Annotated in this window: 12 protein-coding genes; 7 read left to right on the forward strand and 5 right to left on the reverse strand. The window is 66.6% G+C overall.

The window, feature by feature from the left end; translation table 11 throughout:
• The first annotated feature begins 25 nt into the window (after window positions 1-25).
• The 4 genes from RH950_RS19725 to RH950_RS19740 are packed head-to-tail and all read left to right on the forward strand — an operon-like array spanning window position 26 to window position 3,931.
• Window positions 26-1,456 carry a UbiA family prenyltransferase gene (locus tag RH950_RS19725; protein ID WP_350059462.1) on the forward strand — a complete coding sequence of 477 codons (1,431 nt, stop codon included), beginning with the start codon at window positions 26-28 and terminating at the stop codon, window positions 1,454-1,456.
• A complete protein-coding gene (locus tag RH950_RS19730; RefSeq protein ID WP_350059463.1) occupies window positions 1,453-1,875 on the forward strand; it encodes a GtrA family protein in 423 nt (140 codons plus the stop codon). The genes RH950_RS19725 and RH950_RS19730 overlap by 4 nt, the downstream gene beginning before the upstream one ends.
• A complete protein-coding gene (locus RH950_RS19735) occupies window positions 1,872-3,197 on the forward strand; it encodes an FAD-binding oxidoreductase (RefSeq protein WP_350059464.1) in 1,326 nt (441 codons plus the stop codon). Before RH950_RS19730 ends, RH950_RS19735 begins: the two co-directional genes overlap by 4 nt.
• On the forward strand, window positions 3,194-3,931 hold the full coding sequence (locus tag RH950_RS19740) for an SDR family oxidoreductase (protein WP_350059465.1): 738 nt from the start codon (window positions 3,194-3,196) through the stop codon (window positions 3,929-3,931). Before RH950_RS19735 ends, RH950_RS19740 begins: the two co-directional genes overlap by 4 nt.
• A 28-nt stretch (window positions 3,932-3,959) precedes the next feature.
• Here RH950_RS19740 and RH950_RS19745 read toward each other — a convergent pair whose 3' ends face one another.
• Window positions 3,960-5,204 (reverse strand): hypothetical protein, encoded by a 1,245-nt coding sequence (locus RH950_RS19745; RefSeq protein ID WP_350059466.1) that lies wholly within the window; start codon window positions 5,202-5,204, stop codon window positions 3,960-3,962.
• Window positions 5,205-5,345: 141 nt separating this feature from the next.
• Between RH950_RS19745 and RH950_RS19750 the strand changes: the two genes are divergently transcribed.
• Window positions 5,346-6,140 (forward strand): SDR family NAD(P)-dependent oxidoreductase, encoded by a 795-nt coding sequence (locus tag RH950_RS19750; protein WP_350059467.1) that lies wholly within the window; start codon window positions 5,346-5,348, stop codon window positions 6,138-6,140.
• Window positions 6,141-6,153: 13 nt separating this feature from the next.
• Here the strand turns inward: RH950_RS19750 and RH950_RS19755 are convergent, their stop codons facing one another.
• The 4 genes from RH950_RS19755 to fliG form a co-directional block, all read right to left on the reverse strand.
• Window positions 6,154-7,404: an MFS transporter gene (locus RH950_RS19755; protein WP_350059468.1), complete on the reverse strand. Its 1,251-nt coding sequence runs from the start codon at window positions 7,402-7,404 to the stop codon at window positions 6,154-6,156.
• A 142-nt stretch (window positions 7,405-7,546) separates the two neighbouring features.
• Window positions 7,547-8,380, reverse strand: coding sequence for a glutathione S-transferase family protein (locus tag RH950_RS19760; protein WP_350059469.1), 834 nt, complete (start codon window positions 8,378-8,380; stop codon window positions 7,547-7,549).
• Window positions 8,377-9,348: a 2OG-Fe(II) oxygenase family protein gene (locus RH950_RS19765; RefSeq protein WP_350059470.1), complete on the reverse strand. Its 972-nt coding sequence runs from the start codon at window positions 9,346-9,348 to the stop codon at window positions 8,377-8,379. The genes RH950_RS19760 and RH950_RS19765 overlap by 4 nt, the downstream gene beginning before the upstream one ends.
• A gap of 156 nt (window positions 9,349-9,504) precedes the next feature.
• Complete coding sequence (gene fliG / locus RH950_RS19770; RefSeq protein WP_350059471.1) at window positions 9,505-10,527, reverse strand: flagellar motor switch protein FliG; 1,023 nt, start codon at window positions 10,525-10,527, stop codon at window positions 9,505-9,507.
• A 281-nt stretch (window positions 10,528-10,808) separates the two neighbouring features.
• Here fliG and RH950_RS19775 point away from each other — a divergent pair, with 281 nt between their 5' ends.
• Together RH950_RS19775 and RH950_RS19780 are read left to right on the forward strand one after the other, a co-directional pair.
• Complete coding sequence (locus RH950_RS19775) at window positions 10,809-11,360, forward strand: PAS domain-containing protein (RefSeq protein WP_350059472.1); 552 nt, start codon at window positions 10,809-10,811, stop codon at window positions 11,358-11,360.
• A gap of 137 nt (window positions 11,361-11,497) precedes the next feature.
• The gene (locus RH950_RS19780) at window positions 11,498-12,055 is read left to right on the forward strand and encodes a CIA30 family protein (protein ID WP_350059473.1); all 558 of its coding nucleotides are present in this window, start codon (window positions 11,498-11,500) and stop codon (window positions 12,053-12,055) included.
• Window positions 12,056-12,105: the final 50 nt, after the last annotated feature.

The raw sequence follows: 12,105 nt of genomic DNA on the forward strand, positions 1-12,105 counted from the left end.
GTCCGGAAACCGGGACAGTGTCGGCTTGGCTTTAGAGAAACATGAAATGCTCGTCGTCGATCTCGACGGCACCCTGTTGCGCAGTGACATGCTGCACGAGACCTTCTGGTCTGCTTTCGGCAGCGACTGGCGGATTCCGTTCTCGGCGGCGACATCCCTGTCCGCGGGACGGGCGGCACTCAAGCGCCGGCTCGCCGCCGCCGCGCATGTCGACGCCGCCACCCTGCCCTACGACCCGGACGTGATTTCCTACATAGAAGCCTGGCGCCAGACCGGCGGGCGCACGGCCCTGGTTACCGCCAGCGACCAGGCGGTCGCGGAAGCCGTCGCCGGCCACCTTGGCATCTTTGACGAGGTGCATGGATCGGACGGCAGCGTGAACCTCAAGGGGGACCGCAAGGCCGGCTTTCTTCAGAAGCGCTTCGGCGCACAGGGGTTCGCCTATATGGGCGACAGCGCAGCGGATCTGCCGGTCTGGAGCCAGGCGGCAAAAGCCATCACCGTCAATGCCCCGGCAGCCCTGCGCCGGAAGGCCGGGAAGATCTGCGACAATGTGGAGCACCTCACGACAACCACGACGTCGCCCCTGACTTACGGGAAGGCACTGCGACCGCATCAGTGGCTGAAGAACACGCTCGTGTTCCTGCCCATGCTCGCGGCGCATCAGCTGGATGCGGCAACGTTCCTCGTTGCGTTTCTGGCCTTCGTCTCCTTCAGCCTGATCGCGTCCAGCGTCTATGTCCTGAACGACCTGCTCGATCTCGCGGCCGACCGGGCCCATCCCCGCAAGAAGAACCGTCCCTTTGCCGCCGGCAGCATCCCCATCGCGCACGGCACCGCGATGGTGTTTGGGCTGTTCCTGCTCGGCATGCTGGCAGCGATACTGATCGGCTGGCACTTCCTGCTGGTCATGATCGGCTACTCGCTGCTGACCACGGCCTACTCGCTGCATCTCAAGCGGCGCATCGTGATTGATATCTGCGTACTTGCCGGCCTCTACACAATCCGGATCGTGGCCGGCGGTGTGGCAACGGAAAATACATTGTCCGTCTGGCTGCTGGCCTTCTCGATCTTCTTCTTTCTTTCACTCGCGGCAGTCAAACGGCAGGCAGAACTCGTCGACAGTGCGCGGCGCGGCAAGCTGACAACGGTCGGCCGGGGCTACCATGTCGACGATTTGCCGATGATGCCGATGATCGCCATCGGGGCGGGCTATGTCGCCGTCCTGGTCATGGTGCTCTACACCAGTTCCCCCGCCGTTGTGGATCGCTACGCCCGCCCGGAGGCCCTGTGGGGCGTTGCGGCGGTGCTGATCTACTGGATCACCCGGACCGTCATGGTGGCGCATCGCGGGCAGATGAATGACGACCCGGTGATCTATGCGGCGAAGGACCGGGTCAGCCAGCTCTGCCTGCTGCTGATTCTCGCCTGCGTGGCGGCGGGGATGGTGTCGTGACCCTGCGCACCCTCATCCTGCGCTATGCGGGTTTCGCCGTGATCGCGACACTGGTCAACCTGGCCACCCAGCGGGTCGTCCTGCAATATGGAGACAGCGGGATCACCCTCGCTCTGGCAATCGGCGCCGGCACCCTTGCCGGGCTGGTCATCAAGTATCTGCTCGACAAGCGCTGGATCTTCTACGACCTGGGCACCGGCATGAAGCAGCACGGCCAAAAATTCGCGCTCTACACCGCCATGGGATTGATCACCACGGCCATCTTCTGGGGCACGGAGACCGCGTTCTGGCTGGTCTGGGGCACCGATCTGATGCGCGAGATCGGCGCAGTGCTCGGGCTGACCGTCGGATATGTCGTGAAATACAATCTCGACAGGCGCCTGGTATTCACCGACCGCCGGATGGAGACCGCGCCATGAAGCTGTCCGGCTGGGGCCGCTATCCCGTCATTGACGCGCAGGTGCATGCGCCGCGCGATATCGAAGCCCTGCGGACGCTCGTCACCGGCGCCGGGACCGTGATCGCGCGCGGCAACGGCCGGGCCTACGGGGACAGCGCGATCAATCCGGCCGGCACCATCGAGATGCGCCACCTGAACCGGATGCTGGCCTTCGGTCCCGAAACCGGAACGCTGACCGCCGAGGCGGGGGTGATCCTCGGCGACATCATCGCTGCCTTTCTGCCGCGAGGCTGGTTTCCGGCTGTCACGCCCGGCACGAAATTCGTCACCCTGGGCGGCATGATCGCCGCCGATGTGCACGGCAAGAACCATCATAAAGACGGCAGTTTCCGAGAATGTGTCGACTGGATCGACATCATGGATGCCGACGGCGCGATCCGGCGCTGCTCCCGTGCGGAGCATGCGGAGCTGTTCGACTGCACACTCGGCGGCATGGGCCTGACCGGCATCATCCTGCGCGCGGCCATCCGCCTGCGCCCGGTCGAGACCGGATGGATTCGCCAGACAACCATCCCGGCGCCCGACCTGAAGGCCGCCATGGAGGTTTTCGAGCAATCCGTGGACGCCGCCTATTCCGTCGCCTGGATCGACTGCCTCGGCACCGGCAGCTCCCTCGGCCGGTCCCTCGTCATGCTGGGCGAACATGCGGGCCTTGCCGAGCTGCCCGCCAATCGCTCCGGGCAGCCCTTTGCCATCCCGCTGAAGCGCCCGCTGTCGATCCCGTGCGACCTGCCCGCCTTCCTGCTCAACCCGCTCACCGTGCGGGCGTTCAATGAACTCTACTACCGGGCCGGCGCCAGCCATGCGGGCGAGAGGCTGGTCGACTGGGACAGCTATTTCTACCCGCTCGACGCCATCCAGCGCTGGAACCGGCTCTACGGCCGCAAGGGCTTTGCCCAGTTCCAATGCGTCCTGCCGCTGGAGCGCTCGGAAGACGGGCTGACGAAACTGCTCGAAGCCACTTCCGGGGCCGGGGCCGGATCGTTCCTGGCGGTGCTGAAGCGTTTCGGTGCGCAGGAAAGCCCGTTTTCCTTCCCCATGGAGGGCTACACCCTGGCCCTCGATTTCCCGGTGCACCGCCGGACGCTCGCCCTGCTGGATGTGCTCGACCGGATCACCATCGAGCATGGCGGCCGGTTCTATCTGGCAAAGGACAGCCGGATGACGGCCGGAACGCTGCGTGCGGCCGATGCCCGCACCGACGCCTTCATGCAGAGGCGCGATGACCGCGCCTGGTCCGGCCGCTTCCACTCCTCGCAAGCAGAAAGGCTCTCGCTTTGACCAAGTCACCCGTGCTCATTCTCGGCGCCCGTTCCGATATCGGCATGGCCGCGGCGCACCGGTTCGCGGCCCTGGGCCATCCGATCCAGCTTGCCGCGCGCCATGCGGAGACCCTCGAGCCCGACCGGGCGGATATCGCGCTCCGGCATAACGTCCCTGCCACGCTGCATGAATTCGACGCCCTGGCGACGGATACCCACGATGGTTTTGTCGACGGGCTCCCCGCCCTGCCGGAGATCGCCGTGTCGGCGATCGGGCTGATGGGCGATCAGGAGACGAGCGAGCACGACACCGCTGCCGCCAGCGTGGTCATGCGGAGCAACTACGAAGGTCCGGCCAGCATCCTCGCCCTGCTCGCCAACCGTTTCGCGGAGCGCGGCTCAGGCACGCTGGTCGGCATCAGCTCCGTCGCGGGCGAACGCGGACGGGCGACGAATTATGTCTATGGCTCGGCGAAAGCGGGCTTCACCGCCTTCCTGTCCGGCCTGCGCAACCGTCTGGCAGCGCAGGGCGTGCATGTGGTCACCGTGCTGCCCGGCTTCGTCGCCACCCGGATGACGGAAGGCATGGACCTGCCCGCAAAACTGACGGCACAGCCGGAAGAGGTCGCCATCGCCATTGCCCGCGCGACAGAGCGCAAGACCAACACACTCTATGTCCGCCCGGTCTGGTGGCTGATCATGGCAATCATCCGGAACATTCCGGAAGCACTGTTCAAGAAGATGAAGATCTGACGGGACCCCGCCCCCTCCTGCTGTCTGTCTATTCGGCAGGCGGCAATGTGATCGACCAGTCGACGCCGGGCCATTGCGGATGCGCCCTCACCCGGTCTGTGGCGCCCGAGCGCCAGTCCCGCACCTCGGCCGCCCAGGTGGACCAGTCCGGGTCGTTGAACCCTGCGACCCGGGGTTGCCAGTCAACCGCCTGAAGCAGCAGGCCTGCGGCAAGCAGCCCGCCGGCGAGCCGTCGCCAGACCGGCGGCTCGTCCGGGTCGAACGCCGCCGCCATCAGCAGCAGGCCGAGCAGGATCGTGCCGACCATCATGTAGCGGTCACCGCCGCTCATCCCGAGCGAGGTCAGGATCGACAGCAGGGAGACGCCCCAGGCCAGCAGCAGCCAGTCGCGTCGGGGCCCCTGTCGCAAGACACGAATCTGGAAAGCGGCGAAGGCAAGCGAACCGGCGACGACGATCAGCAGCACCATCCAGCCATGATTGTCCGAGAAGCGGCCGAAAACGGGATAGCGCATCACCGCCTCAATGATTCCCTGCAGCCACTCGCCGACATCCTCGGAAAATGTGAACCGCGTTCCCCGCTGGCCCGCTCCGCCCGTCAGGACCACCGCTGCCTGCAGCAGGCAACCGCCGGTCAACACGGTCGCGACCCACAGGTCCGCGCGCTCCCGGCGGCGCCACCAGCGCAGCCAGAAGGCCGGCGTCATGAAGCAGGCCTGCGGGCTGGACACCGCCGCGAGCGCGGCAATGCCGGTCAGCGCCGCCCGCCAGCCGGGCGCCGGCGTCCGGGTCAGTTCCAGATAGATCAGGGCGACACTCACTGCCAGATGCGCCTGGCTGTTCACCGCGTTCAGAAACAGCTCACCCGCCGCGCCGAAGACCAGCAGCACCGCGCCGGCCAGCAGCTTGCGCCCGGTCGTGGCGAACAGCGGCGACCGGCCGAAAATGACGATGGCGAAGGGCACGAGCTGGATCACCCCGGCGACCGCCAGCGTGCCGTAGGGCGCCCGCTCCAGCGGCAGTTGCGCTGCCAGCCAGCCCGCCAGATTGGCGATGAAGGAGTAATAGCCGAGATGGGCCTGCGTCAGGACATCCAGCGCCCCGCCGCCCTCGAGCGTTGCTGCGAAATAGACAGTCATCTCCTCGGCCCAGAAACGCGGCGCGGTCAGCAGGGCCGGGTCGCGCCCGGCAAGGCACAGGGCGGCCAGCAGCAGGAGCAGCACCCGCACCGGAATTGAGGGCGGGTTTTCAAGGATATCACTGGTTTTTCGCATGATCGTCATCGGCGCCGGTCGGTCCCAGTTTCACAGGAGTGCGAGACTACTACGTCGTGCCGAAAGGTGCTCCCGCCATTTGCCAACCGCCCCGAACTTGGGGACACTGCCCCCACATAAAACCAAAGGGCGGGTGTTTCCATGCGTTTGAAAGACAAGGTCGCCATCATCGTCGGGGCGGGGCAGCAGCCCGGCGAGACGCTGGGAAACGGGCGCGCCGTCGCGCTGCGCTTTGCCCAGGAGGGCGCACGGCTGCTGCTGGTCGATGCGAACGGGGACTGGGTCGAGGAGACCGCCGCGCTGTGCCGGGAGGCCGGAGCCGAGGCGGAAACGCTCGTCGCCGACATCACCCGGGAAGAAGACTGCCGCTCCATCGCAGCGGCCTGCACCGACCGCTTCGGCCGCATAGACATCCTGCACAACAATGTCGGCCGCTCGCGCGGTGACAGGCCGACGCCGGAGATGGACGCGGACATGTGGGACGAGCTCATGGCCATGAACCTGAAGGGCATGTTCATGACCTGCAAGCATGTGCTGCCGGTGATGCGGGCGCAGCGCTCAGGCGTGATCCTGAACATCTCCTCGACCTCGTCCCTGGCCGCCCGCGGCACCGTCGCCTACAAGACCGGCAAGGGCGCGGTGAACACCATGACCCACCATATCGCCATGGAGAATGCGCCCTACGGTATCCGTGCCAACGCGATCCTTCCGGGCCTGGTCGACACGCCGATGGCGATCGAACGGCGGGCGCAGGAAAGCGGCAAGGAGCGCGACACCATCCGGGCCGAGCGCGCCGCCGACGTGCCGCTGCATGGCCATACCGGAACCGCGTGGGATGTCGCCAACGCCGCACTTTTCCTGGCGTCGAACGAGGCTGGCTACATCACCGGGATCTGCCTGCCGGTGGATGGCGGGCTGACCGCCAATATCGGCTAGGAAAACCGGGCCTTCAGGGCTCCTGCGCAGGGACCGCCGCTACCGAACCGGGCGTCCGCTGTTTCGCCATGCGCCAGCCCAGCCGCGGGTTCAACCGCCCCGCCATCACCCAGGAGGCGAGCAGCCCGAGGCCGGTCGCGGCGAACACGCCGGAGATCGGGGCGGCCAGCAGCACCAGCCAGGCGGCGCCGGGCGACAGGATGCCCGAGACATCCCGGAAACTGGCATAGACGGCGGACATTTCGGTCCGTTCCGACGGCTTGACGGACATCAGGAATGGCAGCCCGGCGACGATGTCGAGCAGCACCAGGAAGGCCGAGCCGAGCATCAGCAGGATGACCACCGCCCAGGGCCAGGCGCCGCAGATACCGGCCAGCAGGAAAGCCGCAGCGCTGCACAGGAAGCCGGTGCGCACCGCCAGCCGGACGCTGCGCCGCTCGACCCATTTCAGCATCACCGGGGTGGCGAACAGCATGGCGTTGCTGAGCGACAGCACCGTGCCGCCGACATTCTCGCCGAGCCCGTTCTCGATCGCATAGACCGGAAGATAGACGATATAGGTCCACCAGCCGCAGGACCGGAACACCGCGAACAGCCAGCCCGCGATCAGCCGGGGCTGGGCGAAGAACCGGCCGAGATAGGCGACGGGATTCGGGGTCGGCGCCCGAGCCCGGGTGATCAGCTTGCCGTTGCCGAGCCGCATCCACCAGAACAGCCCGAGCAGCACCAGGGCCGAGCTTCCGGCCACCAGGAACGGCGCCGGCTCCCAGACCTGCAGCAGCCAGACCCCGCCGGCCGGCCCGAGGGTCCAGGACGCGGCGCTGTAGAACAGCCGCAGGGTCTCGCAGCGCCCCAGATCCGAGCTGGCGACGTAATCCAGCACATAGGCATTGAAGCAGATGAAGATCGTCACCGTGCCGGCCATGCTGAAACTCAGGGCCGCCGCGATCATCTCCGGCGGGCCGAGCACCGCGATGCAGGCACTGGCCAGATAGCACAGGGCGCCACCGGTATAGAGCCAGCGGCGCGGCACGAAGCGGACCAGCCAGGGCACCAGAAGCCCCCAGCACATCGAGACCAGGCCGATGACGAAATAGATCTCGGAGACCAGGCTCGAATCCCGGTAGGCCCGGTACATCACGATCGGGAAGACCGAAATCATCATGCCGCGGGCGACCGCCTCTGTCCCGGCGAGCACGGCAAAGCCGCGCGCGCTCGGCACCGGTGTGTGGCGGAGAAGTTCTGGGACGTAACGCTGGAACATGGTGGGAACTCGTTGGTTGACCCGACGAGAAAATCAGGGAAAGCCGAATCCTGCTGCGCCACATCCGACCCGCGATCCGGTTTTTTCAATGCGGACGACGGGTTTGAAACATTTTCAGCGGGGTTTTCGGCCCGCGCGGCCCCTAGTCCAGCCCCATCACCGCCGCCATGGTCTTGCCGTCCGCCTGCTGCCGCGCCCGGACGGCGGCGATCCGTTCCGCCAGGGCCGGCGGCGGGGCGACCTCCTCCTCCCAGCCCGGCGTGGCGCAACACGCGGCGAACCAGGCATCGAGGCGCGGATGCAGCCGCTGCAGCGGGTAGCCGCCGAGATGAAGCCGGTAGGCATAGACGAACCAGGCGATGTCGATGACGGTGAGCCTGTCGCCGAGCAGGAAGGGGTGATCCGCCAGCCGCGTCTCGAAACCGTCGAACGCTGTGCGAAACCGTGCCGCCGAGAGCCGGCAGGTCTCGTCATCGAGTCCGGTGCGGGCGAGCCGCTCGTAGAAAGCGATCTCCGACGCCTTCTCCGCGTCCGGGTCGCCGCTGTCCGGGCCGTAATCCCGATAAGACTGCATCAGCTCCGCCGTCTTTGTGCTGCCGCTGCGGCCATGAACGTAGCGGAAGCTGAGATGCCTGAGATCGTGGTGCAGCGAATCCTCGGCGGCCAGCATGCCCTCGATTTCCGCGCGCCGGTCGGCCGGGATCAAGCAGGGCTCCGGAAAACGCTCTTCCAGCAGGGTGATGATGGCATTGCTGTCGGCATGCACCGCGCCGTCGAGCACCAGCACGGGCACCATGCCGCGCGGATTGATGGCGAGGAAAGCCGGCTGGTAATTCTCATGCGCCGCGAGATCGACGGGATGCCCGGTCCAGGCGATCCCCTTCAGCCGCAGGTACAGCCGGACCTTCTGGGAGCAGGAGGACATGCCGAAATGGAAGAGATGGACGCCCGGCCAAGCGGCGATTTCGGTGATCACAGTCCCAGCTCCGGATCCTTGACCACATCCTGCCAGTGCGGCCGCTGGGAGAAGGTCTTCAGCAGCTGCCAGGCATAGCTGTCCCGCACCGTGACCGGCCCCTTGTGGTCCGCCGGTGTCAGCGGCGCCCCGAGCGCCGGCTCCAGGAAGAAACCGACCGAGCGGCGCGGGCCGTCGCTGGCCCGCACCCGGTGCGGCGTGGCCGGAACCGCGCCCCGGGTCAGCCCGGTCATCACGCTGCCGACATGCACCGAGATCGCGTTCGGCACCATCGGGATGCTGCGCCAGAGGCCGTCCGGCCCCTCGGCCTCGAGCCCCGGCGCCTCCTGCCAGAGCAGGGACAGTCCGGATTCGTCGACATGCCGGGCGGCCGAGACCCGGACACCGTCCGGACCCGTGACCGGATTGGCCGCGCCACCGGCATAGGACAGGAAGCGCAGGGTCGAATGCGCCCCCTCGAACCGGTCCGCGATCGCCGCTTCGGCGAACCCGGCGGAGCGCCCGATCGACAGGATCATTGCCTGCGCCACCCGGTTCAGATGGTCGTAATGCGCCCGCACCGTATCAGCCCAGCCGGGCTCCGGCTCGGGGTCGGGCCAGGGCGTCGGCTCGCTCAGCATTGCCGCGCCGGGCAGGTCCGGGCCGGGCACGGGATCGGCCGGTCCGACATCGAAGAAATCGTTCTTCAGCCGCCGCTCCGGGCTGACCGGCCAGTAGCCGCGATAGAGGTTCGGATTGCCCGGCTCCTCCAGCCGCGTGGTCAGGCGGCGGCGCTGGGCCGCCGGCAGATCGAACACCTGCAGCCCGGACCGGGCCCGCATGTCCACCCTTTCCGCGTCGGGATAGCCGGTGATGATGACGCTGCCCGTGCGGCGCAGGCCGTCCCAGAGCGCCGCGTCGCAGGCGGCACGCGCCGGGCCCGCCGGGCCGAACAGGGCGGCGATATCGATGGTTGCGACGCTGTCCATGGCTGGAACACTTCCCCAGGAATTGCGCGCGGGAGCGCTGTCCCCGCCATCATGCACAGCCGCACGGCAGGTTCCAAGCCTTGGAAATAGGGGCCAGCCTTCGGGACGTATCCGGGAACGAGGGCGCCCGCGCCAGCGGCGCCGCGGATTGTCGAATCAGTAGACCAGCTGGTCGTCGCCGCCGGTGCCGCCGATCACCAGCTCGCCGCGATCGGCGAGATCCTTGGCCGCCGTCACCATGGCGGTCTGCGCATCCTCGACATCCTTCAGCCGCATCGGGCCGAGAGACTGCATGTCCTCGCGCAGCAGCTTGGCCGCCCGCTCCGACATGTTCGAGAAGAACAGGTCCTTCAGCTCCTCCGACGCCCCCTTCAGGGCGATGGTCAGCTTGTCCTTGTCGACGGCCCGCAGCAGCGTCTGCACCCCCGACGGGTCGACCCGGGCCAGATCCTCGAAGGTGAACATCAGGCTGCGGATCTTCTCCGCGCTATCCTTGTTCCGCTCTTCCAGCGCCGAGAGGAAACGGGACTCGGTCGCCCGGTCCAGATGGTTGAAGATCTCCGCCATCACCTCGTGGCTGTCGCGCCGGTTGGTGCGGGCCAGGTTGGACATGAACTCGGTGCGCAGCACCCGCTCCACGTCCTTTTCGATATCCTTGTTCACCGCCTCCATGCGCAGCATGCGCATGACCACTTCCATGGCGAAATTCTCCGGCAGGATCGACAGCACCTTGCCGGCATGGGCCTGGCCGATCTTGCCGAGGATGACGGCGACGGTCTGCGGATACTCGTTCTTCAGGTAGTTCGCCAGGACCTGCTCGTTCACATTGGCGAGCTTGTCCCACATGGTCCGGCCGGCGGGACCCCGGATTTCCTCCATGATGTCGCCGACCCGGTCGGAGCCGAGCACCTTGGTCAGCAGCCGCTCGGTGGAATCCATCGAGCCGACCAGGGAGCCGGTGGAGGAGACCTGCTCGGCGAACTCGACGAACAGCCGCTCGACGACGTTGGAACTGACCGTGCCGAGCCCGGCCATGACCTGGGAGACTTCCTTGATCTCCTCGTCATCGAGCAGGGCAAACAGCTTGCCTGCCTGCTCCTCGCCAAGGGACATCAGAAGCATGCCGGCCTTTTCCGGCCCGGTAATACTGCGATAATCCTCGCGAATGCGCATGCCCATCTGGTCAGCCTTCCCTGAGGACCATCGGAAATTGAATTAAATTATAGCAAACATCCGGACTGTAATCAGAACTTTAAAAAAATGGGTTTCGGCGCGATTCCGCGGACATGCCTGACGGCCTGAGACCGGAAAGTGATAGCCATGCCCGCAGCGGCTTCAGACCGGACCGTCCGCGCGACGCCTGGTGTCCCCGCCGAGAAGTGCGCTTGGCAGCAGCATCCGCCATGAGTACTCTCGTAACCGGACCGGCACCTGCGGTCAGACCGGGAGTATCGGCAGAAATGTGGGAAGATCCGCAAATCAGTGAAGCCGCGCCCCGGTTCGGGTTCCTGACCCACGACCCCGGGTCGAACGCGCCGCATCCGAGACTGCACGCCGCGTTCGAGACCTGGATCAGGGCGCCGAATGTCGACGGCATCGCCCTGCGCCGCGAGATCTCCATCGAAAGCGTGCGGGACGCGATTGGACATGTCGGGATCGCCGACGTGCTTCCCGATGGAACATTCCGCTATCGCCTGTTCGGCTCGTCCCTCGTCGCCGCCCTCGGCTATGACGCGACCGGCTGGCTGACGAGCGCGCTGAGGCCGCCCGCCTATGCCGAGATGGTGACCACCCAGTATCGCGCCGTCATCGCGGCCCGCCGCCCGCTGCTGCACGAGATCCGTACATCCCGGCATGACATGAAGGACATCAGATATTTCCGGCTCACCGCCCCGCTGACCCTCGGCAGCGGACGGATCGACCAGCTCTGGATGACGGTGGCGATGATCGGCAGCTTCGGCAAGGAAGTGTTCATGCCGGAAGACCGGGCGTTTCTCTCGCTGGAGGATTGAGGAGTGGCGGCCAGCCGCGATGACGGCCCTGTCCCCACACTTCCTGAAACCTCACCCACGGGGTGGCAACCGCCCGCCGGACGCCTATGTCCCTCACCGACCTGGCACGCCCCGGACCCAAAGCGGAAATGCGGAAGATGATGAAACGGACCTTTCTGGCCCTCGCGGCACTGCTTGCACTCACAGCCGGGCCGGGCGCGGCAGCGGAGGAACGCATGATCGAAACGTTCGACAAAGCTCCGGAGACACGCTGGCGCTTCATCGCCGACACGGTGATGGGCGGGGTGTCGACGGGCAGGGTCGATTTCCGCACCGAGAACAGCACCGCCTACGCGCGCCTGACCGGCAGCGTCAGCACCGAAAACAATGGCGGCTTCATCCAGTTCCGCACACGCCTCGACACCCCGCCGCCGGACGGCACCGAGGGCGTCCGGCTCAGCGTGCGCGGCAATAACCAGCGTTATTTTGTCCATCTCCGCACCAAAGGCACCCTGCTGCCCTGGCAATATTACCAGGCGGGCTTCGAGGCCCGGGCGGACTGGGCCGAGATACGGCTGCCGCTCACCGCTTTCGAGCCCTCGGGCTGGCTGCTCGCGGACACCCCCGCAGCCGCGAGCCTGACTTCGATCGGCATCGTCGCCTTCGGACGGGATCACGAGGCGGAGATCGAGGTCCGGGAAGTCGGGTTCTATTAGCTGGCCGGCGGGTCTGGCCGGTAATCATGGCCGGGGGGAGACGATTGGAG

Origin of the sequence: Nisaea sp., assembly GCF_040217065.1 — a bacterium.
Classification (GTDB): Bacteria; Pseudomonadota; Alphaproteobacteria; order Thalassobaculales; family Thalassobaculaceae; genus Nisaea.